Annotated in this window: 18 protein-coding genes and 1 pseudogene; 11 read left to right on the plus strand and 8 right to left on the minus strand. The window is 73.6% G+C overall.

Annotated features, from left to right (window positions below; genetic code table 11):
* Positions 1 to 109 precede the first annotated feature (109 nt).
* Both ACZ6ZI_RS03630 and recD2 read right to left on the minus strand, forming a co-directional pair.
* Positions 110 to 1,399: a citrate synthase gene (locus ACZ6ZI_RS03630; protein WP_048479416.1), complete on the minus strand. Its 1,290-nt coding sequence runs from the start codon at positions 1,397 to 1,399 to the stop codon at positions 110 to 112.
* Positions 1,400 to 1,581: 182 nt separating this feature from the next.
* Positions 1,582 to 3,828, minus strand: a complete 2,247-nt coding sequence (gene recD2 / locus ACZ6ZI_RS03635; protein ID WP_469515265.1) for an SF1B family DNA helicase RecD2 — start codon at positions 3,826 to 3,828, stop codon at positions 1,582 to 1,584.
* 338 nt (positions 3,829 to 4,166) lie between these two features.
* On the opposite strand from recD2, the gene ACZ6ZI_RS03640 reads away from it, so the two are divergent.
* Entirely contained in the window at positions 4,167 to 4,727 is a 561-nt protein-coding gene (locus tag ACZ6ZI_RS03640; protein ID WP_469515268.1) for a DUF937 domain-containing protein, read from the plus strand.
* A gap of 42 nt (positions 4,728 to 4,769) precedes the next feature.
* Positions 4,770 to 5,282 (plus strand): annotated as a pseudogene (locus tag ACZ6ZI_RS03645) (GNAT family N-acetyltransferase); the annotation flags it as partial.
* On the opposite strand, the gene ACZ6ZI_RS03650 reads toward ACZ6ZI_RS03645, so the two are convergent.
* Positions 5,188 to 6,216, minus strand: coding sequence for an EamA family transporter (locus tag ACZ6ZI_RS03650; protein WP_469515271.1), 1,029 nt, complete (start codon positions 6,214 to 6,216; stop codon positions 5,188 to 5,190). The pseudogene ACZ6ZI_RS03645 and the gene ACZ6ZI_RS03650 sit on opposite strands and share 95 nt — an antisense overlap.
* Positions 6,217 to 6,324: 108 nt before the next feature.
* Between ACZ6ZI_RS03650 and ACZ6ZI_RS03655 the strand changes: the two genes are divergently transcribed.
* Complete coding sequence (locus ACZ6ZI_RS03655; RefSeq protein WP_469515276.1) at positions 6,325 to 7,290, plus strand: LysR substrate-binding domain-containing protein; 966 nt, start codon at positions 6,325 to 6,327, stop codon at positions 7,288 to 7,290.
* 10 nt (positions 7,291 to 7,300) lie between these two features.
* Positions 7,301 to 9,133, plus strand: a complete 1,833-nt coding sequence (locus ACZ6ZI_RS03660) for a glycoside hydrolase family 3 protein (RefSeq protein ID WP_469515278.1) — start codon at positions 7,301 to 7,303, stop codon at positions 9,131 to 9,133.
* Between the two features lie 67 nt (positions 9,134 to 9,200).
* Here the strand turns inward: ACZ6ZI_RS03660 and ACZ6ZI_RS03665 are convergent, their stop codons facing one another.
* Both ACZ6ZI_RS03665 and ACZ6ZI_RS03670 read right to left on the minus strand, forming a co-directional pair.
* A complete protein-coding gene (locus ACZ6ZI_RS03665; protein ID WP_469515283.1) occupies positions 9,201 to 10,667 on the minus strand; it encodes an aminopeptidase in 1,467 nt (488 codons plus the stop codon).
* Positions 10,668 to 10,752: 85 nt separating this feature from the next.
* Positions 10,753 to 11,118 carry a hypothetical protein gene (locus ACZ6ZI_RS03670; protein WP_469515286.1) on the minus strand — a complete coding sequence of 122 codons (366 nt, stop codon included), beginning with the start codon at positions 11,116 to 11,118 and terminating at the stop codon, positions 10,753 to 10,755.
* Positions 11,119 to 11,420: 302 nt separating this feature from the next.
* Between ACZ6ZI_RS03670 and ACZ6ZI_RS03675 the strand changes: the two genes are divergently transcribed.
* On the plus strand, positions 11,421 to 11,975 hold the full coding sequence (locus ACZ6ZI_RS03675) for an EF-hand domain-containing protein (protein ID WP_363054387.1): 555 nt from the start codon (positions 11,421 to 11,423) through the stop codon (positions 11,973 to 11,975).
* A 40-nt stretch (positions 11,976 to 12,015) separates the two neighbouring features.
* Here ACZ6ZI_RS03675 and ACZ6ZI_RS03680 read toward each other — a convergent pair whose 3' ends face one another.
* Complete coding sequence (locus tag ACZ6ZI_RS03680; protein WP_469515290.1) at positions 12,016 to 15,801, minus strand: ABC transporter ATP-binding protein; 3,786 nt, start codon at positions 15,799 to 15,801, stop codon at positions 12,016 to 12,018.
* Positions 15,802 to 16,126: 325 nt separating this feature from the next.
* Here ACZ6ZI_RS03680 and ACZ6ZI_RS03685 point away from each other — a divergent pair, with 325 nt between their 5' ends.
* Positions 16,127 to 16,471 (plus strand): helix-turn-helix domain-containing protein, encoded by a 345-nt coding sequence (locus ACZ6ZI_RS03685; protein ID WP_469515293.1) that lies wholly within the window; start codon positions 16,127 to 16,129, stop codon positions 16,469 to 16,471.
* 10 nt (positions 16,472 to 16,481) lie between these two features.
* On the opposite strand, the gene ACZ6ZI_RS03690 is transcribed toward ACZ6ZI_RS03685, so the two are convergent.
* The gene (locus tag ACZ6ZI_RS03690; RefSeq protein WP_363054389.1) at positions 16,482 to 18,170 is read right to left on the minus strand and encodes a thiamine pyrophosphate-binding protein; all 1,689 of its coding nucleotides are present in this window, start codon (positions 18,168 to 18,170) and stop codon (positions 16,482 to 16,484) included.
* 49 nt (positions 18,171 to 18,219) lie between these two features.
* Positions 18,220 to 19,182, minus strand: a complete 963-nt coding sequence (gene speB, locus ACZ6ZI_RS03695; RefSeq protein ID WP_363054390.1) for an agmatinase — start codon at positions 19,180 to 19,182, stop codon at positions 18,220 to 18,222.
* Between the two features lie 113 nt (positions 19,183 to 19,295).
* On the opposite strand from speB, the gene ACZ6ZI_RS03700 reads away from it, so the two are divergent.
* The 5 genes from ACZ6ZI_RS03700 (at position 19,296) to ACZ6ZI_RS03720 (ending at position 25,457) form a co-directional block, all read left to right on the plus strand.
* A complete protein-coding gene (locus ACZ6ZI_RS03700) occupies positions 19,296 to 21,005 on the plus strand; it encodes a PucR family transcriptional regulator ligand-binding domain-containing protein (RefSeq protein ID WP_469515297.1) in 1,710 nt (569 codons plus the stop codon).
* Positions 21,006 to 21,045: 40 nt separating this feature from the next.
* Positions 21,046 to 22,164, plus strand: coding sequence for an FUSC family protein (locus ACZ6ZI_RS03705; RefSeq protein WP_469515301.1), 1,119 nt, complete (start codon positions 21,046 to 21,048; stop codon positions 22,162 to 22,164).
* 129 nt (positions 22,165 to 22,293) lie between these two features.
* The gene (locus ACZ6ZI_RS03710; RefSeq protein ID WP_469515304.1) at positions 22,294 to 23,451 is read left to right on the plus strand and encodes an acyl-CoA dehydrogenase family protein; all 1,158 of its coding nucleotides are present in this window, start codon (positions 22,294 to 22,296) and stop codon (positions 23,449 to 23,451) included.
* Positions 23,452 to 23,479: 28 nt separating this feature from the next.
* Positions 23,480 to 24,358, plus strand: coding sequence for an acyl-CoA thioesterase II (tesB, locus tag ACZ6ZI_RS03715; protein WP_469515307.1), 879 nt, complete (start codon positions 23,480 to 23,482; stop codon positions 24,356 to 24,358).
* A 52-nt stretch (positions 24,359 to 24,410) separates the two neighbouring features.
* Complete coding sequence (locus tag ACZ6ZI_RS03720) at positions 24,411 to 25,457, plus strand: cation diffusion facilitator family transporter (RefSeq protein WP_469515310.1); 1,047 nt, start codon at positions 24,411 to 24,413, stop codon at positions 25,455 to 25,457.
* The last annotated feature ends 74 nt before the right edge of the window (positions 25,458 to 25,531 follow it).

The raw sequence follows: 25,531 nt of genomic DNA on the forward strand, positions 1-25,531 counted from the left end.
GTGGGGGGAATCCGGCGCCGGGGAAAGGGAAGCGCCCCGACCGTCGACCCGTGGGGGGATCGACGGCGGGGCGCTTTTCCGTACGAGCGACCGGCCGCGAGGCGAGCGGTCAGCGGGCCTCGACGGGGACGAAGTCGCGCAGGACCTCGCCGGTGTAGATCTGGCGCGGACGGCCGATGCGGGAGCCGGGCTCCTTGATCATCTCGTGCCACTGGGCGATCCAGCCGGGAAGGCGGCCGAGCGCGAAGAGCACGGTGAACATCTCGGTCGGGAAGCCCATGGCCCGGTAGATCAGACCGGTGTAGAAGTCCACGTTCGGGTAGAGGTTGCGCTCGACGAAGTACTCGTCGGCCAGCGCGTGCTCCTCCAGCTTGAGCGCGATGTCCAGCAGCTCGTCGCTCTTGCCGAGCGCCGAGAGGACGTCGTGGGCCGCGGCCTTGATGATCTTCGCCCGGGGGTCGAAGCTCTTGTAGACGCGGTGCCCGAAGCCCATGAGGCGGACGCCGTCTTCCTTGTTCTTCACCTTGCGGATGAAGGCGTCGACGTCGCCGCCGTCGTTCTTGATGCCTTCCAGCATCTCCAGGACGGACTGGTTGGCGCCACCGTGCAGCGGGCCCCACAGGGCCGAGATGCCGGCGGAGATCGAGGCGAACATGTTCGCCTGCGAGGAGCCGACCAGACGCACGGTGGAGGTCGAACAGTTCTGCTCGTGGTCCGCGTGCAGGATCAGCAGCTTGTCGAGGGCCGAGACCACGACCGGGTCCAGGTCGTACTCCTGCGCCGGCACCGAGAAGGTCATGCGCAGGAAGTTCTCGACGTAGCCGAGGTCGTTGCGCGGGTAGACCACCGGGTGACCGACGGACTTCTTGTACGCGTACGCCGCGATCGTCGGGAGCTTGGCCAGCAGGCGGATCGTCGAGAGGTGGCGCTGCTTCTCGTCGAACGGGTTGTGGCTGTCCTGGTAGAAGGTCGACAGCGCGCTGACCACGGAGGACAGCATGGCCATCGGGTGCGCGTCGCGCGGGAAGCCGTCGTAGAACCGCTTGACGTCCTCGTGCAGCAGCGTGTGCTGGGTGATCTCGTTGCGGAAGGACGCGAGCTGGTCGACGGTCGGCAGCTCACCGTTGATCAGCAGGTAGGCGACCTCGATGAAGGTCGAGCGCTCCGCCAGCTGCTCGATCGGGTAACCGCGGTAGCGCAGGATGCCCTGCTCGCCGTCGAGGTAGGTAATCGCGGACTTGTACGCGGCGGTGTTGCCGTAGCCGCTGTCCAAGGTGACGAGCCCGGTCTGGGCCCGAAGCTTCGAGATGTCGAAGCCCTGGTCACCGACGGTGCTTTCGACCACCGGGTAGGTGTATTCACCGTCCGCGTACCGGAGTACTACAGAGTTGTCGCTCACGTCATCCCTCACCGACGTAGTGCCTCTTCTTCGAGGTGCCCTGACTGCCTCTACCTTCCCCCATTTGGCGCAGGAGAGTGCACTCGGGGTCGGCCTTTGGTCTTTTTGACGGCACTGAGTGCCGTCAACCTGCTCATCCTGCCCCCTCCGCACGGCGGCGGGAACCCCAAATGATCGATCATCTAGGTGATGTTTCCCACCGGTATGCGACCGGACAACCTCGGCGCGACCGCCGTGTACCTCCTGCCTGCGGAAACGGTACGCACTGCCTGCGCGAGCGCTTTTCTCGATCCGACCAGCACGACCAATTTCTTCGCCCTGGTCACGGCCGTGTAGAGCAGGTTTCGTTGGAGCATCATCCAAGCACCCGTGGTGACCGGGATCACGACGGCCGGATATTCACTCCCCTGGGAACGGTGGATGGTGACGGCGTACGCGTGGGCCAGCTCGTCGAGCTCGGAGAACTCGTAGGCGATGTCCTCGTCCTCCTCCGTACGCACCGTCAGCCGCTGTTCCTCCAGGTCGAGCCCGGTGACGACGCCGACGGTGCCGTTGAAGACCCCGCTCGCCCCCTTCTCGTAGTTGTTCCGGATCTGGGTGACCTTGTCGCCCACCCGGAAGACCCGGCCGCCGAACCGCTTCTCCGGCAGGTTCGGCCGGGCGGGGGTGATGGCCTGTTGCAGCAGCCCGTTGAGGTTCCCCGCGCCGGCGGGCCCCCGGTGCATGGGGGCGAGCACCTGGATGTCGCGGCGCGGGTCGAGGCCGAATCTGGCCGGAATCCGACGGGCGGCCACGTCCACGGCGAGCGCCCCGGCCGCCTCGGTGTCCTCCTCGGGGAAGAGGAAGAAGTCCGGCAGGCCGTCGGTCAGGGGCGTCAGACCGGTGTTGATGCGGTGCGCGTTGGTGACCACGCCCGACTGCTGCGCCTGGCGGAAGATCCGGGTCAGCCGCACGGCCGGCACCGGACCGCCCTCGGCCAACAGGTCCCGCAGCACCTCCCCGGCGCCCACCGACGGCAGCTGGTCCACATCGCCGACGAGCAGCAGGTGCGCCCCGGGGGCCACCGCCTTGACCAGCTTGTTCGCCAGCAGCAGGTCCAGCATCGACGCCTCGTCGACCACCACCAGGTCCGCGTCGAGGGGCCGGTCGCGGTCGTACGCCGCGTCCCCGCCGGGCTTGAGCTCCAGCAGGCGGTGCACGGTGGAGGCCTCGGCGCCGGTCAGCTCGGACAGGCGCTTCGCCGCGCGGCCGGTGGGGGCGGCGAGCACCACCTTGGCCCGCTTGGCGCGGGCCAGCTCCACGATGGAGCGGACGGTGAAGGACTTGCCGCAGCCGGGCCCGCCGGTGAGGACGGCCACCCGCCGGGTCAGGGCGAGGCGGACGGCCTCGCGCTGCTCGGGGGCGAGCGTGGCCCCCGTACGTGCGGCCAGCCAGCCGAGGGCCTTGTCCCAGTCGACGTCCCGGAAGCCGGGCATCCGGTCCTCCTCCGTGTTCAGGAGCCGGCGAACCTGCCCCACGAGGGACAACTCCGCCCGGTGGAAGGGCACCAGGTACACGGCGGTAAGCGGGTCCGGGCCGCCCTGGGGGTCGGGCACCGACTCCCGGACGACGCCCTCCGGGTCGGCGGCGAGTTCGGCGAGGCAGTCGATGACGAGCCCGGTGTCCACCGCCAGGAGCTTGACCCCGTCGGCGATGAGCCGCTCCTCGGGCAGGAAGCAGTGGCCCTGGTCGGTGGATTGGGACAGGGCGTACTGGAGGCCGGCCTTGACCCGCTCGGGGCTGTCGTGCGGGATCCCGACGGACTGGGCGATGCGGTCGGCCGTGAGGAAGCCGATGCCCCAGACGTCGGCCGCGAGGCGGTAGGGCTGGTTCCTGACGACGGAGATGGAGGCGTCGCCGTACTTCTTGTAGATGCGCACGGCGATGGAGGTGGAGACGCCGACGCCCTGGAGGAAGACCATGACCTCCTTGATGGCCTTCTGTTCGATCCAGGCGGCGCCGATCAGCTTCGAGCGCTTGGGTCCGAGCCCCGGCACCTCGATCAGCCGCTTCGGTTCGGTCTCGATGACGTCGAGGGTGTCGAGGCCGAAGTGCTCGACGATCCGGTCGGCGATCCGGGGGCCGATGCCCTTGATCAGGCCGGAGCCGAGGTAGCGGCGGATGCCCTGGATGGTGGCGGGCAGCAGGGTGGAGTAGTTGTCCACGCTGAACTGCCTGCCGTACTGGGGGTGGGAGCCCCAGCGGCCCTCCATGCGCAGGGATTCGCCGGGCTGGGCGCCGAGCAGGGCGCCGACCACGGTCAGCAGGTCGCCCGCGCCCCGGCCGGTGTCGACCCGGGCGACCGTGTACCCGCTCTCCTCGTTGGCGTAGGTGATGCGCTCCAGCACCCCTTCGACCACTGCCGGTTGCACCGCCCCGCTGGTTGTCATGGCACGACGCTACCGTTCGCCGCCGACACGGCACCGGGCCTGTGGACAACCGGGACGGACGACCGGCACGGACGACCGGGATCGGCGGCCCGCCGACCGGGCCCGGACGAACCGAAGGGGGCCCGGCCTCACGGCCGGGCCCCCTCACGGTTACCCCTCCCACTGTCGGACTTCCCGATCCCCCCGGATCCCCTCCCGGAAGTCCCGACGCAACCTTTGACCCGCCGTCCGCCCGGAGGGTTGCACGCACATCCGGAACTTTACTTTCCCATTACCCAACGGCCCTCCCGGTGTGGCACGAGATGCCGCGAAAACGCCGCACAAGTAGCGTTTCCGGCATGAGCGAATCTTCCTTCGAGGACGAGGTCCTGGGCGAACTCGGCGACGACCGGCTGAACGAGATCGCCGGTCTCCTCGGCACCGACGCGGGCGGCGCCCGCCAGGCGGTCACCGAGACCGTCGGGGCCATGACGGGCGACCTCCGGCAGAAGGCCGACGCGGACGACGACGACGGCGCGGAGGTGCGCCAGGCCTTCGCGGAGGTGGCCGCGACCGAGCCCCCGCTCCAGGGCGTGGCCACCCTGGGCGGCCTGGGCGGCATGCTCGGCAGCGGAATGATGGCCGGGGTGCTCGCCAAGGTGAGCAAGCCCGTCGCCAACGCCGTGTCGAAGAAGACGGGCATCCCCGCCCCGACCGTCGCCCGCGTCATCGAGATGGTCATCCCGGTGGTGCTGGCCGTCCTCGCCAAGCGCGCCTCCGCCGGCAGGGGCGCCGCGGGCGGCTCCCCCACCGCGAGCGGCGCCACCGGCGGGCCGGGCGCGGGACCGGGCACCGGCGGTACGGGCGCCGGCGGCCTCGGCGACCTGCTCGGCCAGATCCTCGGCGGCGGCAGGAAGTAGCCCGTTCGGGGGCCCGCCCGGCCGGCGGGCCCCTACAGTGACCCCATGGCTGAGGACGTGCGGCTGCGGGACCCCCTCCCCGGTGACCTGGGGTGGATCGTGCAGCGCCACGGGGCGCTGTACGCCGCCGAGTACGGGTGGAACGCCGACTTCGAGGGGCTGGTGGCCCGGATCGTCGGGGACTGGGCCCAGGACCACGACCCCCACGTGGAGCGGGTGTGGATCGCCGAACTCGACGGCAGGCCGGTCGGGTCCGTGATGTGCGTGCGCGAGGACGGCACCCCCGGGACCGCCCGGCTGCGGCTCCTGCTCGTCGACCCGGCCGGCCGGGGTCGCGGCGTCGGCACGCTGCTGGTCGACACCGTGATCGCCTTCGCCCGCTCGGTGGGCTACCGCGATCTGGTGCTGTGGACCAACGACGTCCTCGCCGAGGCCCGCGCCCTGTACCTACGGGCCGGGTTCACGCTGATCGCGCAGCGCCCGCACCGCTCGTACGGGGTGAGCCTGACGGGCCAGGACTGGCGGCTCCCGCTCCAGCCGGACTCCCCGACCTGACCTCGGGGGCGACCGGGGCACCGGAGGCGGCGGACACGTCGGAGGCGCCGGACCCCGCGGGCGCACCGGAGGCGGCGGTTCGGGACGGGGCCCACGAGGTCAACGCCACCCCGCCCACGAGCAGCACGGCCGCCACCCACCGCGCCCCGCTCACCCCCTCGCCGAGCACGAGCGCGGCCGAGGACATCCCGAAGACCGGCACCAGCAACGAGAACGGCGCCACCGCGGAGGCCGGGTAGCGGCGCAGCAGGTACCCCCAGGCGCCGAAGCCGAAGACGGTGGACACCCAGGCGACGTAGGCGATGACGGCGACCCCGGACCAGTCCAGGGCGCGCAGCGCGGCGAGGTCCCTTTCGGGCCCCTCCAGCAGCAGGGACAGCCCGAACAGGGGCAGGACCGGGACCGTGCACACCCACACCATGAAGTTCAGGGCGTCGGGCGGGGCGGCCCTGCGGGTCAGGACGTTGGACACGCCCCAGCAGGCGGCGGCCGCGACCACCAGCACGAAGCCGGTGACGGGCCCGGAGAGACCCCGGTCGACGGCGGCCACCGCGATCCCGGCCAGCGCCACGGCCATGCCCAGCAGCCGGGTCCGGCCCGGCCGTTCGCGCAGCAGCAGGGCGGCGAGGACGGCGGTGAAGACGGCCTGGACCTGGAGGACCAGGGAGGACAGTCCGGCCGGCATCCCGGCGGCCATGCCGGTGAACAGCAGCCCGAACTTGGCGATGCCGAGGGCGGCGCCGACCCCCAGGATCCACTTCCAGGCCACCTTGGGGCGGCCGACGAAGAACACGGCGGGCAGGGCGGCGACGAGGAAGCGCAGGGCGGACAGCAGCAGCGGCGGGAAGTGGTCGAGACCGATCTCGATGACGACGAAGTTGAAACCCCAGACGGCGGCGACGAGCACGGCGAGCGCGGTGTGTACGGGACGCATGCTCCGAGCATCGACGCCCCGACCATGTAGCACCAGCGCGGATCTCTTCCGGGATGGATGAAGAGATGCTTACGGATCCCGTCGGCGGACCCGGCCTACGATGGGCGCATGCTCGACCTGTCCCGGCTGCGCGCCCTGTACGCCGTCTCCGTCCACGGCTCCATCGCGGGCGCGGCGGCCGCCCTCGGCTACACCCCCTCCGCGGTCTCGCAGCAGATCGCCAAACTGGAGCGGGAGACCCGTACGACGCTGCTGGAGCGGCGCGGGCGCGGGGTCGCGCTGACCGACGAGGCCCGGGGGCTCGCCGACACCGCGCGGGAGCTGCTGGCGATCGTCGAGCGGGCCGAGACCACCCTGGAGGAGCGGCGCGGGCAGCCCGAGGGGCGGCTCACGGTGGCCGCCTTCGCCTCGGCCGCCCGGGGGCTGCTGCCGGCGGTGCTGGCCGACCTGGCCCGCCGGCACCCCGCGCTCGACGTACGGCTGACGGAGGTCGACCCCCACCTGTCGGTGGACCTGGTGGCCCGGGGCGTCACCGACCTGGCGGTGGCCCACGACTGGGACATCGCGCCGCTGCCCGCCCCCGAGGGCATGGAGCAGGCGTTGATCGGGGACGACCGGTGCGACCTGGTGGTCCCGGCCGGGCACCCCTTCGCCGCCCGGCGCACGGTGCGGCGCTCGGACCTGGGGGGCCAGCGCTGGGTGTGCCAGCCGCCCGGGCGGGTCTGCCACGACTGGCTGGTGCGGACCCTGCGCACGGCCGGGTTCGAGCCGGACATCGCGCACATGGCCGAGGAGAACCACACCCTCGTCGCGCTGGTCGCGGCCGGACTCGGGGTCGCGGTCGTGCCCCGGCTGGGGACGGGCGCGCTGCCGCCGGGAGCGGTGGCCGTCCGCCTGGAGCCGGGCCCCGTACGGCGGTTGTACGCCCTGTGGCGGACGGGCGCGGCCCGCCGCCCCGCCATCACGGAGACGGTCCGGGCCCTGCGGGAGCACTGGCCGGCGGTGGCCGATACCGGCCCCCGTCCGGAGCACGATCCGAGTGTCCCCCACCCGGCGGGCCCCGCCCCGCAGTAGGGTCCGGCGGGTGCCCTACCACGCCTCCCGCCGGGCCCTCCTCGCCGCCGCCGCAGCGGCCGCCGTGACCGCCGCCGGCGCCGCCGCCTCCGCCTCCGTGGATCCGCGCCGGGGCGCGGCCCCGGACGACCCCCGCTCCGCCGACCGGCCGCCGGGCGGGTACCCGGACCGGGCGCGGCTCCGGCGACTGGTCGCCTCGATGAGCCTGGACGAGCAGGTGGGGCAGCTGTTCGTGTCCCGGGTCTACGGGCATTCCGCGACCGATCCCGATCCCGAGGACGCCGAGCTGAACCGGAAGCACTTCGGGGTGCGCACGGCGGCCGAGGTGGTCGCCCGTCACCACCTCGGCGGGGTCGTCTACTTCGCCTGGGCCCACAACACCCGCGCCCCGGAGCAGATCGCCGCCCTGTCGGACGGTCTCCAGCGGGCGGCGGCCGATTCGGGCGGCGGCGTCCCGCTGTTGCTCTCCGTGGACCAGGAGCACGGGGCGGTGGCCCGGATCGGACGCCCCGCGACCCTGCTGCCGGGGGCGATGGCGCTGGGCGCGGGCGGTTCCGTCGCCGACGCCCGCCGGGCGGCCCGCGTCGCGGGGATCGAGCTCGCGGCGCTCGGCGTGCGGCAGGACTACGCCCCGGTGGCCGACGTCAACGTGAATCCGGCCAATCCGGTGATCGGCGTGCGGTCCTTCGGCTCGGACCCGCGCGCGGTCGCGGAGCTGGCCGCCGCCCAGGTGCGGGGCTACCAGGCGGCGGGCGTGGCGGCGACGGCGAAGCACTTCCCGGGCCACGGCGACACCGAGACCGACAGCCACGTCGGCCTGCCGGTGATGCGGCACACCCGGGAGCAGTGGGAGGAGCTGGACGAGCCGCCCTTCCGCGCGGCGGTGGAGGCGGGCGTGGACGCCGTGATGACGGCGCACATCGTCTTCCCCGCGCTCGACCCCTCGGGGGATCCCGCGACCCTCTCCCGACCGATCGTTACCGGCATCCTGCGCGAACGCCTGGGTTTCCGGGGCGTGGTGGTCACCGACGCCCTCGACATGGCCGGGGTGCGCGAGAAGTACGGGGACGACCGGATCCCGGTCCTGGCCGTCAAGGCGGGCTGCGACCAACTCCTGAACGCCCCGGACCTCGCACTCGCCCGGCGGTCGGTGCTCGCGGCGGTGGAGTCGGGCGAGCTGACGCGGGAGCGGATCGCCGAGTCGGTCCTGCGCATCCTCGAACTGAAGGCCCGGCGGGGCCTGTTCGACGACCCCTACACCTCGCCGGAGGAGGTCGCCTCGCAGGTCGGCGCGGCCGGGCACCTGAGCGCCGCCGACGAGATCGCCGCGGCCGCCACCACCCTGCTGGCCAACCCGCGCGCCCTGCTCCCGCTGGACGCGACGAAGGCGCCCCGGCTGCTGGTCACCGGCACGGATCCGGCCTCCCCGTCGGGTACCACCGGTCCCCCCACGACGGTCCTGGCCCGCGAGCTCGCGGCCCTGGGCTGCCGGGCGACGGCGCTCCCGCCGGCCCGGGCCGTCGCGGCGGCGCCGGGGCACGCGGCGGTGCTCGTGTGCACGTACAACGTGCCCGAGGGCGACAGCCCGCAGCGGACGCTGGTGGCGGACCTGGTCGCGACGGGCGTGCCGGTGGTCCTGGTGGCCGTCCGCAACCCCTACGACCCGGCCCGGCTCCCGGCGTGCGCGGCGGAACTGGCCACGTACACCTGGACGGACGTGGAGATGCGGGCGGCGGCCCGGGTCCTCACCGGGGCGCGGCGGCCGACGGGCCGGCTGCCCGTACCGGTGCCGGGCCGCTACCCGCTGGGCCACGGGCTCTCGTACGGGGCGACGACCCGGTAGCCCCCGCGGTCGACAACGGCGACGGCGCCGTCGACCGGGAGGGTCGGCGGCGCCGTCGTGGTGGGTGTTACGGCCGCAGCTGCTCCTCGCGGGGCAGGTCCAGGTCGCGCTGGTCGAGCTGCGCGTCCGGTGCGGCCAGCGGCTGCGCCTTCGGCGTGCCGAGCGGGTTGAGCGCGGGCGCGACGCCGGCCCACTGGAGGATCCGCGCGGTGGCGAGGGTCTTCTCGCCCTCCTGGAGCTTGGAGACGTTCGCCCCGTGGTTGGCGCCCGGAGCGGTCATCACGTAGCTGTCGCGCGTCGTGTAGCCGAGGCGGAACGGTTCCGCGCCCCACGGGTCGTTCTGCCCGTAGACGAAGAGCATCCGCTCGGCGTTGTTGCGCACCCAGGTGTCGACGTCCGCCATGGCCGCCGGCCGGAAGGTCATCGGGATGTCGCGGGGCACGAAGTTGCGCGGCGGCTGGTAGCCGTAGCGGCTCAGGCCCGCCAGGTGGGGCTGCTTGATGTCGGGCGAACCGAGCTGCGTGCCCGCCTGGTAGTAGTACGGGGTGTACGTCTCCAGGCCCTGGTCGGAGTAGGCCGAGAAGCCGGAGATCCCGTCGACCGTGTCCCAGATCTGCTGGTCGGTGGCGGTCTTGGCGTCCGGGATGGCGGCGCAGTCGGACAGCAGGCTGTACTGCCAGAACGCCCAGACGTAGTCCAGGACGACGGCCTCGTAGGCCTTGTCGAGGTTGCCGACGGTGTTGAACGTCCAGCCGTTCTCGGCGGCCGCGGCGGCGTACTTGGCCTCGAGCGGCTCGCGGCGCACGAGCGCCTCGCGCTGCACGGCGTTCAGCCGGTCGCGGCACTCCTTGGTGCCGACCTTGGCGAAGAACCGGTCGTAGGCCGAGTCCTCCTTGTTGACGACGTCGTTGGGGGCGACGTACGCGACGACGCCGTCCATGTCGTTCGGGTAGAAGCGCTCGTAGTAGGTCGCCGTCATGCCGCCCTTGCTGGCGCCGGTGGAGATCCAGTTCTTGGAGTAGATCTTCTTCAGGGCGGTGTGGATGCGGTGCTGGTCGCTGGCGGCCTGCCAGATGTCCAGCTTGGACCAGTCGGCCGGGTCGGGGCGCGACGGGTTGAAGAATCGATACTCCATGGACACCTGGTTGCCGTCGATGATGGTCGTCGGCTCCGAGCGGCGCGGGCTGGTGTTGACGTTGTAGCCCGAGGTGAAGAACACGGTGGGCCGCGAGACGTCCTTGTGCAGCAGGGTGATGCGCTGCTTGAAGGTGCCCTTCCACGGCTGCCGGTGGTCGATCGGCTGCTCGTAGTTCAGTACGAAGAACCGGTAGCCGGGGTACGGCTTCTCCTCGATCAGGCTCATGCCCGGGATGGCGAGGACGCGGTCCTTGATGTCCGCGGCGGCGGTCTGCCCGGTGGTGGCCGAAGCCGCGCCCGGCTCCGCGGCGGTGGCCGTCTGAGCCGTGAAGCCGACTGTGCCCATGGTGGCGATCACCACCGTGAGCGGCAGCAGCCGGCCAAGCGTCTTGCGCATTCACCCTCCCCTTCAGTTCACTGCGGTCGCACGTGAACCTAGCCGGGTCAACACATGGCTGACCAGACCCAGTTGGGACGCGCCGTCAGCACAGGATCCAGCCGGACTCCACGGATCCGGACGCCACACCGCCCCTTACATACACACACCGGTTGATCGCACCGACGGTGACGGGGCCCGCGTAGTGGGTGAATTGCCCCGCATCGCCCACGGCGATTCCGCCACGCGGCTGGACGCTCACCGACATCGGACGCCGCTCCCCGGGCCGCTCGGCCACCGCCGTCGCGCAGACCTGGGTGCGCGTCTTGTAGACCCGCACCTCACCGGTGGAGAACGGCAGCACCTTGACGAGCCGTCCGGCGCAGCCGCCGGTCGCCGCCTGGGCGGCGGGCGGCCCGAGGGGCCCTTGGCCGACGAGTCCGACGGCCGGCCAGATCACCGCCGCGAGCACGGCGAGGCGCAGGGTCCGCCCCCGGCCCCACCCCCGCCTCCCCCTGGTCCCGCCGTACCGTCCCATGCTGACCCCCCGATCGGTCGTACGTAACACGTACGGACGTACGACGCCCGGAGCCCCCGGAAGGTTGCACGGCGGGGCCGCGCGCCGGGCCCGACGGTCGGCCATAGCTCGTACGAGTGCATCGGCAACTTCCCAGCGGCACAACGGGAGTTCACGATCAACGAGGACATTACGCTAGGCGACCGAACAACCCCGCAACGTAGCCGCTCCACCCATCGCCGGGAAAGGCATCCGCCATGACGAACGACCTGCTCGACCGCAAGCTGGAGCGCGCCTTCGCGCACCTGGACGCCGACAACAGCGGTGTCATCGACGAGCACGACATCATCGCGCTCGGCGCCCGCCTCCTGGCGGCCCTCGGCGAGCCGAAGGACTCCCCGAAGGCCCTCGCGGCCATCGACGGGCTCGTCGGCTTCTGGCACGAGCTGTTCACCGAGCTGGACCTGGACCGGGACGGCAAGGTCACGCCCGAGGAGTACTCCCTGGGCATGACCCGCCTCTACAAGGACGGCGGCGCGGCCTACGACCGCTCCTTCCGGCCGATGGCGCAGGCCCTGCTCACCGTCGTCGACACCAACGGCGACGGCCGCATCAGCCTGGAGGAGTTCCACACGGCGCAGACCGCCTTCGACACCCGGCTGGAGCCCGCGGCGGCCGAGGCCCTCTTCGCGCGGATCGACAGGAACCACGACGGCTTCCTGTCGGTGGACGAGCTCTTGGACGCGGTGCGCGAGTACTACACCGGTGACGACGAGGACGCCCCGGGGAACCTGCTCTTCGGCGAGCTCTGATCCCCCGGGGCGCCCCCGCGACCGGCCGTCGCGCCGGTCGTCAGGCCGCCGCGCGCTCGTCCTCGCCGACGAAGGTGCGCCACAGGCCGGCGTAGCGCCCGCCGCGCGCCAGCAGCTCGGCGTGGCTGCCGTCCTCCACGACCCGGCCGCGGTCCATGACCACGACCCGGTCCGCCCGGGCGGCGGTCGTCAGGCGGTGCGCCACCACCAGGGTGGTGCGCTTGCCCGCGAGCCGGTCCGTCGCCCGGTTGACCTGCGCCTCGGTGGCCAGGTCCAGGGCGGCCGTCGCCTCGTCGAGCAGCAGCACGTCCGGGTCGACCAGTTCGGCCCGGGCCAGGGCGATCAGCTGGCGCTGGCCGGCGGAGAGGTTGCGGCCCCGCTCGGTGACGGCGTGCAGGTAGCCGCCGTCGAGCGTGGCGATCATGTCGTGCGCGCCGACCGCGCGGGCGGCGGCCTCGACCTCCGCGTCGCTCGCGTCGGGCCGCCCGTAGGCGATGGCGTCGCGGACCGTCCCCGGGAAGAGGTACGACTCCTGGGGGACGACGCCGAGGCGGTGGCGGTACGCCGTCAGGTCCAGCTCCCGCAGGTCCGTGCCGTCGGCGGTGACCCGGCCGGAGGTCGGGTCGTAGAACCGGGCCACCATCTTGACCAGGGTGGACTTGCCGGCGCCGGTCTCGCCGACGAAGGCGACGGTCTGCCCGGCGGGTATCCGCAGGGTGATCCCGGCCAGCGCGTCGCCCTTCTCGCCGCGCTCCTCGGCCGTCCCGTACTGGAACCGCACGTCCTCGAAGGCGATCTCGCCGCGCAGCGCGGACACCGGGCGGGGGTCGGCGGGGCGCGGGGTGGTGGTGGGCTCGCGCAGCAGCTCCTGGATCCGCCTCAGCGAGACGGTGGCCTGCTGGTAGCCGTCGAAGACCTGGGAGAGCTGCTGGACGGGGGCGAAGAAGAGGTCGATGTAGAGCAGGTACGCCACCAGCGCGCCGGTGGTGAGGGTGGCCGCCTCCACCCGTCCCGCGCCGACGATCAGCACGGCCGCGGCCGCACCGGAGGACAGCAGCTGCACGAAGGGGAAGTAGACGGATATCAGCCACTGGCCCCGGACCCGCGCCTCGCGGTAGGAGTCGCTGCGCTCGGCGAAGCGGGCGCGGCCCGCGCCCTGCCGACGGAAGGCCTGCACCAGGCGCAGGCCCGCGACGGACTCCTGGAGGTCGGCGTTGACCAGGCCGACCCGGTCGCGGGCGAGCTCGTAGGCCACCACCGACCTGCGGCGGAAGACGATCGTGCCGATCACCAGGACGGGCAGGGTCGCGAAGACGATCAGCGCGAGTTCGAGGTCGAGGACGAGGAGGGCGACGAGGATGCCGAAGAAGGTCAGGACGGAGACGACGGCGGTGACCAGGCCGGTCTGGAGGAAGGTGGACAGGGCGTCGACGTCGGTGGTCATCCGCGTCATGATCTTGCCGGTGAGCTCGCGCTCGTAGAAGTCCAGGCCCAGGCGCTGGAGCTGGGCGAAGATCTTGACGCGCAGGGAGTACAGCACGCGTTCGCCGGTGCGGCCGGTCATCCGGGTCTCGGCGAACTGCGCCACCCACTGGGACAGGACCACGGCCAGCGCCAGCCCGGTGGCGACCCAGACGGCCCCGAGGGCGGCCTGTTCGACGCCCTCGTCGATGCCGTTGCGGATCAGGATGGGCAGCAGCAGCCCGGATCCGGCGTCGAGGGCGACCAGGCCCAGGCTGATCGCGAGCGGGGCCCAGAAACCGCGCAGCAGGCGGCGGAGGTTGTAGCTGTCCTCGGCGGAGGCCGCCCGCCGCTCGTCGACGCGCGGTTCGTCGTCGGTCGGCGGCAGGGCGGCGACCTGCGCGAGGAGTTCGGGGGTGGCCCCGGGCAGGGGGGAGCTCTCGACGCGGTCCCGGCGACGCCACAGCTCGGGGGTGACTCCGTCGGCGACGCGCCGCTTGGCGTTGACCGGTTCGGCGTCGATCTCGGCCTCGACCTCGATGTCCCGCTCGATGGCGCACTCGGCGTCCCGCTTCATCTCCCGCTCGAACTCGGCCATGGCCGGGACGTCGGGGGTGCGCGGGGAGCCGGCCGCGAGGGCCTCGGGATCGGTGAGCAGCCGCCGGTAGAGCGGGGAGCGGCGTTCCAGCTCCTCGTGCGTGCCGATGTCGGCGAGGCGGCCGCGGTCGAGTACGGCGATCCGGTCGGCCAGCGCGAGCGTGGAGCGGCGGTGGGCGATCAGCAGGGTGGTGCGGCCCGCCATGACGGACCGCAGCGCCTCGTGGATCTCGTGCTCGACCCGGGCGTCGACCGCGGAGGTGGCGTCGTCGAGGAGGAGCAGCCGGGGGTCGGTGAGGATGGCGCGGGCGAGCGCGATGCGCTGGCGCTGGCCGCCGGAGAGGGTCAGGCCCTGTTCCCCGACCTTGGTGTCCCAGCCGGCGGGCAGGGCCTCGATGAAGGCCTCGGCCTGGGCGGCGCGGGCGGCGGCCCGGACCTCCTCGTCGCCGGCGTCCGGGCGCCCGAAGGCGATGTTGGCGCGGATGGTGTCGGAGAAGAGGAAGGAGTCCTCGGGGACGAGTCCGATCGCGGCGCGCAGGGAGTCGTACGTCAGCTCGCGCACATCGTGGCCGCCGACGCGGACGGTACCGGCGTCCGCGTCGTAGAACCGGGGCAGGAGCAGGGAGACGGTGGACTTGCCGCTGCCGGAGGCGCCGACGACGGCGACGGTCTCACCCTCGGCGATGGTCAGCGAGAACCCGTCGAGGACGGGGCGCTCGGGGTCGTAGCCGAAGCGGACGTCCTCGAACTCGACGGTGGCGGGCGCGTCCGCGGGCAGTTCCCGTTCGCCCTCGCGGATCGCGGGTTCGGTGTCGATGAGGTCGAAGACCCGCTCGACGCCGGCGCGGGCCTGCTGGGCGACGGTCAGGACCATGGCGAGCAGGCGGACGGGGCCGACGAGCTGGGCGAGGTAGGTGGAGAAGGCCACGAAGGTGCCGAGGGTGACCTGGCCGCGGGTGGCCATCCAGCCGCCGAGGCCGAGCATCGCCACCTGGGCGAGGGCCGGAACGGCCTGGAGGGCGGGGGTGTAGCGGGAGTTCATCCGGATGCCGCGCATCCGCCCGCCGAACAGGCGGCGGCCGGCCTCGCGGAGCTTGCCGGTCTCCTGCTCCTCCTGCCCGAAGCCCTTGACGACGCGGACGCCCGTCACGGCCCCGTCGACGACGCCGGCGACGGCGGCCGCCTGGCCCTGGGAGTACCAGGTGGCGGGGAAGAGCCTGCGGCGGCTGCGCTGGGCGATGAACCACAGGGCGGGGGCCATCAGCAGGGCGATGAGCGTCAGCAACGGCGAGAGCCACAGCATGACGCCGAGGGATATCCCGAAGAGGAGGAAGTTGCCGATGGTCATGGGCAGCATGAACAGCAGGCCCTGGATCAGCTGGAGGTCGGTGGTGGCCCGCCCGATGACCTGACCGGTCGACAGCTCGTCCTGCCGGCGCCCGTCGAGGCGGGCGATGGTGTCGTACATGTCGGTGCGCAGGTCGTGCTGCACGTCGAGGGCGAGCCGGCCGCCGTAGTAGCGGCGTATGTACGTCAGCACGTACACGAGCACGGCCGCGCCTATGAGCAGGCCCGCCCAGGGGGCCATGCTCCGGGTCTTGTCCCCGATGACGTCGTCGATGATCACCTTGGTGACCAGCGGTACGAGCGCCATGACGGCCATGCCCGCCAGCGAGGACCCGAGCGCGAGCAGCACGTTGACCTTGTACCGCCAGGTGTAGGCGGTCAGCCGCCTGCCCCAGCCCTGTTTCCCGCCGGCCGCCGTCACGTGATCGCCTCCCCGTAGGTCCTGCTCTGCCGCCTCCCCCAACGCCCCGACCGGCGGATTTCATCCCCCCGCAACAATCGCACTGCCGTCCGGGCACGGCACGCGAGCTTCCCCCGACCGGGTGTCGAGCCCCGCTCGACCCCGCCCCGGGTCCGGCTCCTCCGGGTGAACCCACCTGTTCGAGTGACTCCCCCCTGTTCAGGAAGACGAGGCAGCGCGAGCGGGCGGAAGTCGAGCGGGCGCTGCAGGCCGCCCAGGTGTGCGAAGCCGGCCACGGGACGGCCGTCGACGTGTACACCCGTGACATCTGAAACGGAGGAACGCCATGGTCGGCCACGCACAATGGAAGCTCACCCGGGACCGCGCGGCGGCGCGGGGGCTCGCGGAGTCCCCCGAGACGGCACGCAGGCGGGAGGAGATCCGGCTCGCCTTCGAGCTCGGGCAGGCGGTGTACGACCGCCGGACCGAGCTGGGGATCTCACAGACCGAACTGGCCCGGCGGGCGGGGATGACCCAACCTCAGGTCTCCAGGCTGGAGCTCGGCGGCACCGTACCCACCGTGCCGCTCCTGGCCCGGCTCGCACGCGCCATGGACGCCGAACTGAGCCTGCGCCTGGTCGGCGAGGACTCGTTCGTGGCGTTCACGGCACGTGCCGACGGAGCCGCTTGAGGGGTCCGGGTCAGGCCAGGTGGGTGGGGGCGAACATGGCGAGGGTGGTCGGGAGGACCAGGACGGAGGGGCCCGGGGTCTTCAGGGCGCGGGCGAGGTCCGTGCCGAGCGTCTCGGGGGTGGTGGCGGCGGCCGGGACGCCGAAGGAGGCCGCCAGGGCGACGAAGTCGGGCCGGGTCAGTTCCGTCCCGGCGGTGCGGCCGTCGAAGGCGTCGGTCATGTACTCGCGCAGGATGCCGTAGCCGCCGTCGTCCACGATCAGCCAGGTGACGTCCAGGTCGTGCTGGCGGGCCGTGGCCAGTTCGGCGATCGAGTACATGGCCCCGCCGTCGCCCGAGACGGCGAGGACCGGGGTGTCCGGTTCGGCGACGGCCGCGCCGAGGGCCGCCGGGAAGGCGTAGCCGAGGCCGCCCGCGCCCTGCGCGGAGTGCATCGTGTTGGGGTGCTTCGGGTCGAAGGCCGACCACGCCCAGTAGGACAGGATCGTCATGTCCCAGAAGGACGGGGAGCGGGGCGGCAGGGCCTTGCGGATGGCGGCGAGGAGGTCCTGTTCGCGCTTCAGGTCCTGGCCGGCGAGTCGCTCGGCGACGGCGGCGAGGAGCGCGCGCACCCGCTCGGGGGCCTGCTCGTCGGTGCGGGGTTCGACGGTCTCCAGGAGGGCCTGGAGGGCCAGGCGGGCGTCGGCGTGGATGCCGAGCGCCGCGTGGTTGGACTCCAGCTTGCCGAGGTCGGCCTCGATCTGGACGACCCGGCCCGTGGGGAAGAAGGTGTGGTAGTTCGAGGACAGCTCGCCGAGCCCCGAGCCGACGACCAGCAGGACGTCGGCGTCCTCCAGGAAGTCGGTGGTGTGCCGGTCCTCCAGCCAGGACTGGAGGGACAGCGGGTGGTTCCAGGGGAAGGCGCCCTTGCCGCCGAAGGTGGTGACGACGGGGGCGTCCAGGCGTTCCGCGAGCTGCTTCAGCTTGCCCGCCGCGTCGGCGCGTACGACGCCGCCGCCGGCGATGATGACCGGGCGGGAGGCGTTCGAGAGCCAGTGCGCGGCCAGCGCCGTCAGCTCGGGGCGCGGGGCGAGCTCGTGGGGGGTCGCGTCCATGCCCGTGACCTGCGGCAGGACCGTTTCCGCACGCAGTACGTCCTCGGGGATCTCCACCCAGACCGGGCCGAAGGGCGCCGTCAGCGCCGATTCCCAGGCCTCGGCGATCACCGAGGGGATCTGCGAGGGGGTGCGGGCGAGGTGGACGGACTTCACCACGTCCCGGAAGGAGGCCGCCTGGTCGCGCAGCTCGTGCAGGTGGCCCCGACGGCCCCCGCCCAGTCCCGGCGTCGGGACCTGGGAGGAGATCGCGAGGACCGGCGCGGAGCCGGCCGCCGCCTCGGCGAGCGCGGGCAGCGCCGTCAGCGCGCCCGGCCCGGTGGACAGCAGCAGCGGCACGGCCTCGCCGGTGAGGCGGCCGTACGCGTCGGCCGCGAAGCCGGCGTTGTTCTCCACCCGGAGGGTGACCAGGCGCAGGTCGGAGCGGCCGACCGCGTCGAAGAGGGCGAGGGCGTGCTGCCCCGGCAGACCGAAGGCGGTGGTCGCGCCGAGGCCGCGCAGCGTCTCCACGACCAGGTCCCCGCCCGTGCGGCCCGGTGGCGGCGCCAGGGCGGCCGCCGTCTGGGCCTCGGTGGGACGGAGTACCAGGTCGTGGTCGTGCGTCACGGGAGCTCGTTCGCCCTTCCTGCTGCGCGCTCGCGCCCTCGCGCGCTCGCTACTTCGCCTTCGCCGCCGCGATCTGACGGCTCATGATCGTGGTGAGCTCGTACGCGGTGTGCGAGGCCGCGACCGAGGTGATCTCGGCGTGATCGTACGCCGGGGCGACCTCGACGACGTCGGCCGAAACCAGGTTGCAGGAGGACAGGCCCCGGATGATCTCCAGCAGCTCGCGGGAGGTCATGCCGCCCGCCTCGGGGGTGCCGGTGCCGGGCGCGTGCGCCGGGTCGAGCACGTCGATGTCGATGGAGATGTAGAGCGGGCGGTCCCCGATGCGCTGGCGCAGCTGGTCGGCGACCTCGTCGGCGCCGCGCCGGTAGACGTCGGCGGAGGTCACGATGCCGAAGCCCATCTTGGCGTCGTCGTCGAGGTCCTGCTTGCCGTACAGCGGGCCGCGCGTGCCGACGTGGGAGAGGGCCTCGGTGTCGAGGATGCCCTCCTCGACGGCGCGGCGGAACGGCGTGCCGTGGGTGTACTCCGCGCCGAAGTAGGTGTCCCAGGTGTCGAGGTGCGCGTCGAAGTGGAGCAGGGCGACGGGGCCGTGCTTCTTGGCGACGGAGCGCAGCAGGGGCAGGGCGATGGTGTGGTCGCCGCCGAGGGTCATCAGGCGGGAGCCGGAGGACAGCAGCTCGTCGGCGGCGGCCTCGACCGTCTCGACGGCCTCGTTGATGTTGAAGGGGTTCACGGCGATGTCACCGGCGTCCGCGACCTGCGCGAGGGCGAACGGGGAGGCGTCCTGCGCCGGGTTGTACGGGCGCAGCAGGCGGGAGGCCTCGCGGATGGCGTTGCCGCCGAAGCGGGCGCCGGGGCGGTAGGAGACGCCGGAGTCGAAGGGCACGCCGACGACGGCGACGTCGGCGGAGCCGACCTCGTCCAGGCGGGGCAGCCGGGCGAAGGTCGCCGGGCCCGCGTAGCGCGGGATGCGGGAGGAGTCGACGGGGCCGCGCGGCTGCGTGCTCATGGGGTGCCCTTCTGGTGGTCCTGCGGTGCGGTCCTTCGAGCGTAAGCGGACACCTCGGGCATACGAAGTGTACGTTTCATCCATCGACCCCCTCTTTTGTGTACGGAGCATCCATGGAAGCCGCGCCCCCCACGCCGCCGGTCGCCCTCGGGGCCCTGTTGCGCGACCGGGAGCTGGGGCTGCTCCGGCTCGCCGGCCCCGCCGAGGCGGACGTGCACGGGGTGCACGCCTCGGAGATGGCGGACCCCTCGCCGTACGTGCTGGGCGGGGAGCTGCTGCTGACCGCGGGCGCCGAACCGGCCGGGGCGGGCGGGGACGCGGCCGAGGCGGAGGCGTACGTGGCGCGGCTGGCGCGGGCCGGGGTGGCGGCGGTCGGGTTCGGGGTCACGCCGGTGCACGCGACGGTGCCGCGGGCGCTGGCCGAGGCCTGCGCCCGGCACGGGCTGCCGCTCGTCGAGGTGCCGCCGCGGACGCCGTTCGCCGCGGTGGGCCGGGCGGTGTGGCGGCTGATGGCGGAGGCCCGGACCGGTGAGCTGCGCCGGGTGGCCGAGACGCAGCAGGCCCTGGCGGCGGCGGCCGCGCGCCCGGACCCGGTGGCGGCGGTCCTGTCCCGTCTGGCGGCGGCCCTGGGCGGCTGGGCGGCGCTGATCGCCCCCGGCCCGGGCCCGACCCCCGCGCCCCCCGGCGCGACCCCGTCCCCCCGGGAGACGACGGCGCCGACGGAACCCGGCGGCGGGCCCGGCCGCGGTTCCGCGGGCCCCGCCGCGGCCGCGTCGCCGGGGGCCCCGCGCACCGCCGCCGCAGTCGCGGGTCCGGCCCGGAGCGAGGCGGCGGGGGCGCCCGGCGCCGGGCCCGCACGCCCGGCCGGAGTCGCGCACCCGGCCGAAGCCGGCGCCGGGTCCCGGAGCGGGGCGGCGGGGGCGGGCCCCGCCGCGGCCGCGTCCCCGGGGGCCCCGCGCACCGCCGCCGCCTCCGCTTCGCCCTGCGCCGGGGTGGCGCCGGGGGCGGAGGCCCGGCGGGCGGTGGAGGCGCTGGCGGCCCGGGTGGCCTCGGGGGGCGCGGCCACCGCCACCGACGTGCTGGGCGGGGCGCACCTGTCGGCGTACGCCGTCGGCGGCGGCCGGGTGCTGGCGCTGGCCGCGCCGACCCGGGCGCCGGGGGACCACACCATCGCCTCGGCCGGTTCGGTGCTGCTGACCCTGCTGACCGCGCCCCGCCCGGCCGGGGACGAGGCCGCCGCCCTGACCCGGCTGCTGCTCGACGGCGACCCGGCGACGGCCCTGGGCCCGGGCCCCTGGTACGCCGTCCACGCCCGGGGCGGCGCCGATCCGCGGGAGCTCGCCGCGGCGCTGGGCACCGTACTGCTGGACCCGCGCGGGGACGGCGTACGCCTGCTCACCGACCGGGAGCCGGCCGCCCGGCCCGGCTGGCGCCTCGGGGTGAGCGCCCCGGCGGCGCCCGGGGAACTGCCCGGGGCCGACGCGCAGGCGCGGCGCGCCCTGGAGCGCGCCGAGGCGGCCCGCACCCCGCTCGCCCGCCACACCGAGCCCGGCCTCGCGGGGCTGGTCGGCGAGGCCGAGGCCCGCGCGCACGCCGAGGCCCTGCTCGCGCCCCTCTCCCCCGCCCTGCGCGCGACCCTGCGCGCCTGGCTGGCCCACCACGGCGGCTGGGACCGCGCGGCCGCCGCCCTGGAGTTGCACCGCAACACCGTGCGCCAACGGATCGCCCGCTGCGCCGGCCTCCTGGACCTCGACCTGGACGACCCCGACACCCGGATGGAGCTGTGGTTCGCCCTGCGCCACGCGGGGCCCCCGACCGGCTGACGGCGGGGCGGAGGCGGGCCGCGCCCCTACGATGTGCCGCATGTCCGGCATGTCCGTATCGGCGTGGGGGCGGGGCTCCCGCGCGAGGCGCGCGCCCGAGGGGCGGGTCCCCGGCGGGCGCCTCGCGCCGGCGGCCCGGTTGCTGGTGTGCGCCGTCCTCCCCTGGTACCTGTGCGTCTGGCTCGGCACGAGCACCGCGCCCGTGCCCGCCGCCCTGCCCGCGGTGCTGATCCTGCGCGACGACGTGTTCGCGGCGCCCCGCATGGCGCTGGACCGCCTGGTGGGGGTGGTCGTGGGCGTGCTGGTGAGCGTGGCCGTCCTGCACTGGCTGCCGGCGGGGCGGCCGCTGTCGTTCCCGGTCCTGATGGTGTGCGCCACAGCCGGGATGTACCTGTTGCGCCGCGGCGGCTCCCCCAACCAGCAGGTGCTGGTCAGCGCCCTGGTGATCTACTCCACCCCGGTGGCCGGCTACCCGCTGGCCCGCCTGGAGGAGAGCGCGGTCGGCATCGCCGTGGTGGCGCTGCTGGGGCCGCTGCTGTGGCCGCCCGACCCGTTCCGGGAGGCGGCCGCCGGGCTGGAGGCGTACCGCCTGGCGCTCGGGGCCCGGTTGGAGCGGCTCGCGGCGCACGCCGCCGCCGGGTCCGCGGCGCCCGGGCCCGCGGGACTCGTGAACCCGTCGTCGCTGTGGCACCGGGCGCACGAGGTGTCCGGCGTCCTGGACCGCAGGACGGGCCGCACCCTGCTGTTGCCCCCGCGACGACCCGCTCCCGGCCGCTCCGCCACGCTGCGCGCCCGGCTGCGTCTGGCGGCCCGGACGGCGCCCGCCCTGCTGTTCCTCGCCCGGGAGCTGGAGGCCCGTACGCCGGACCCGGCCGTCCGGGCGCTGGCCCCGGCGATCGGGGCGAGCGCGCGGGCGGTGGACCTGGCGCTGCGCGGCGAGGGTCACGCGGCCGCGCTGGAACGGGCCCTGGCGCTGGAGGCGGAGCATCGGGCGGCCCACCCGGCCCGGCGCGACGTCGTCCTGCGCGCGGGACTCGGGCTGACCCACGCGGTGTTGGCCGAGCACCCGGTCGAGGCGCCGCCCGAAGGCCCGCCCGGGCACCCGCCCGAAGGCCCGCCCGGGCACGCGCCCGAGGACCCGGCGCCGCCGACCGGCTGAGGTCCGTACCCCGATGTGGCGGGGCTCGCGTTCCGGACACCTGGACAGGATCCACAACCCGCCGGTAACTTAATCTGAGCAAGCGCTTAGCCAAGGCGGCGGACCGCCGCGACCGAAGGGAGCCCGGCCGTGCGCCGTACCGTTTTCAACGAGGACCACGAGGCGTTCCGCGAGACGATCCGCGACTTCATCGAGTCCGAGGTCGTCCCCGTCTACGACGACTGGTTCCAGGCCGGCCAGGCGCCCCGCGACTTCTACTACAAGCTCGGCGAGCTGGGCATCTTCGGCATCAACGTCCCCGAGGAGTTCGGCGGCGCGGGCCTGGACACCCACAAGTTCGAGGCCGTCCTCTACGAGGAGACCTCCCGCGCCGGCGTCAACTTCGGCGGCTCCGGCGTCCACGTGCTGCTCGCCCTGCCCTACATCAAGATGCTCGCCACCGACGAGCAGAAGAAGCGCTACCTGCCGAACTTCGTCTCCGGCGAGGAGATGTGGGCCCTGGCGATGACCGAGCCGGGCACCGGCTCCGACGTCGCGGGCATGAAGACCACCGCCAGGCTCTCCGAGGACGGCACCCACTACGTCCTCAACGGCTCCAAGACCTTCATCACCGGTGGCGTCCACGCCGACCGCGTGATCGTCTGCGCCCGCACCTCCGCCCCGAGCGAGCAGGACCGCCGCTTCGGCATCTCCCTGTTCGCCGTGGACACCAAGTCCGAGGGCTACTCCATCGGCCGCAAGCTGGACAAGCTGGGCCTGCGCACCTCGGACACCGCCGAGCTGGCGTTCGTCGACGTGAAGGTGCCGGTCGAGGACCTCCTCGGCGAGGAGAACAAGGGCTTCTACTACCTCGGCGCGAACCTGCCCTCCGAGCGCTGGGGCATCGCCTTCGGCGCCTACGCGCAGGCCAAGGCCGCCGTCCGCTTCGCCCAGCAGTACGTGACCGACCGCACCGTCTTCGGCAAGCCGGTCGCCCACTTCCAGAACACCAAGTTCGAACTGGCCTCCTGCCAGGCCGAGGTGGACGCCGCCGAGGCCGTCGCCGACCGCGCCCTGGAGGCCCTGGACGCCGGCGAGCTGACCGCCGCCGAGGCCGCCTCCGCGAAGCTGTTCTGCACCGAGGTCGCCCACCGCGTCATCGACAAGTGCCTCCAGCTGCACGGCGGCTACGGCTACATGAACGAGTACCCGATCGCCCGCCTGTACGCCGACAACCGCGTGAACCGCATCTACGGCGGCACCAGCGAGGTCATGAAGTCCATCATCGCGAAGTCCATGGGTCTGTAAGTCCCCCCGGGGCGCTTACTCCACCTCCATGAACGAGGCTTTGACGACGCTCCTCGACCTGCTCGACCTGGAGCAGATCGAGGAGAACATCTTCCGCGGTACCAGCCGTTCGGCGCTGGTACCGCGGGTCTTCGGCGGTCAGGTCGCGGCCCAGGCGCTGGTCGCGGCCGGCCGTACGGTCCCCGCGGACCGCACGGCGCACTCGCTGCACTCGTACTTCCTGCGCGCCGGGGACGCCGGCGCGCCCATCGTGTACTCGGTGGACCGGATCCGCGACGGGCGCTCCTTCACCACCCGGCGGGTCGTCGCCGTCCAGCACGGCCAGCCGATCTTCCACCTCTCCGCGTCGTTCCAGACGTACGAGGAGGGCCTCGACCACCAGAGCGCCATGCCGGGCGCCCCGGACCCCGAGACCCTGCCGACGGCCGCCGAGTCCCTGCCCGCCTACCGGGAGATCTTCCGGGACGCGGGAACGGTCGAACGCCTCCTCGACGCGCGCGCCGCCGTCGACCTGCGCTACGCCACCACCCCGCCGTGGGGCAGCGTGGGCGAGCCGGTGGAGCCGCGCACCCAGGTGTGGTTCCGCACGGCGGGCAAGCTGGAGAGCGACGACCCGCTGCTGCACACCTGCCTGGCCACCTACGTGTCCGACATGACGCTGCTGGACTCGGTGCTGCTCGCGCACGGCCGGGGCGGATGGGCCGTCGGCGACGTGGTGGGCGCCTCCCTGGACCACGCGATGTGGTTCCACCGCCCCTTCCGCGCCGACGAATGGCTCCTCTACGACCAGGAGTCGCCCTCGGCCTCCGCCGGCCGGGGCCTCGGCCAGGCCCGGATCTGGACGCAGGACGGCCGGCTGGCCGTCACCGTGATCCAGGAGGGCGTCGTGCGGGTACCGCGGGCCTGACCCGTCGCCGCGCCGCCCGCACGGGCACCCGTATCGGACATACCGTCACTTCATGACCGACAGCGGAACACCGGAGACGGGGCCGGCCGCCCGGGCGTCCGGCACGGACCCGGGCGAGAGCGTGGGCACGGTGGTCGTCGCCGTGGTCACCAACCTCGGGATCGCCGCCGCCAAGGCCCTCGGCGGGGTCGTCAGCGGATCGAGCGCGATGCTCTCCGAGGCCGCGCACTCGGTGGCCGACACGGTCACCGAGGTCCTGCTGCTCGCCTCCCTCAAACGCGGCGCGAGACCGGCGGACGAGGCGCACCCGCTGGGGTACGGACCCGAGCGCTACGTGTGGGCACTCCTGGCCGCGGTCGCCACGTTCGTGGGCGGCGCCGTCTTCGCCGTCTACGACGGCATCCACACCCTGACGCACGGGGAGGAGCCGGGCGACCCGACGCTCTCGTACGTCGTCCTGGCCGTCGCCGCCGTGCTGGAGGGCTACTCCCTGCTCGTCGCCTGGCGGCAGATGCGCGCCGAGGCGGCGCGGCTGCGGGCGCCGTTCGCCGTGTACGTGAAGCACACCCCGGACACGGCGGTGAAGGCCGTGTTGTTGGAGAACGTCGCCGCGCTGATCGGCCTCGCGCTGGCGGCGGGCGGCCTCCTGGGGGCCCAACTGACCGGTTCGGGGGTCTACGACGGGGTGGCGTCGCTGCTGATCGGACTGCTGCTGGTGGCGGTGGCCTGGGAGCTGGGGCGCTCGAACGCCGGGTACCTGATCGGGCGTCCGCTGCCGGCCGGGATGCGGGCGGCGGTCCGCGAGGAACTGCTGTCGGTGCCGCACATCGAGGGGGTGCTGGAGCTGACCACCCTCGTGCAGGGCCCCGACGAGGTGCTGATCGCCGCGAAGATCGACTTCCACGACCTGGCCTCGGCCCGCCAGGTGGAGGCGGCGTGCGAGGACGCGGAGGACCAGCTGCGGGAGGTCTTCCCGGCGATCCGCCGCGTCTACCTGGACCCGACACCGGGCCCGGGGTCCGGCTCGGGCCCCGGGCCCGGATCCGATCCCGGACCGGATCCGGGCGGGGCCGCACGGGAACGACCCGGCGTCATCTGACAAATGTAACGACATATCAAGGTGCTCCTCCTTCTGCCGGTTGACGCCCCGTTCGTCCTGGCGGAGGAGGTGGA

Source organism: Streptomyces sp. NPDC103540, from assembly GCF_055584445.1.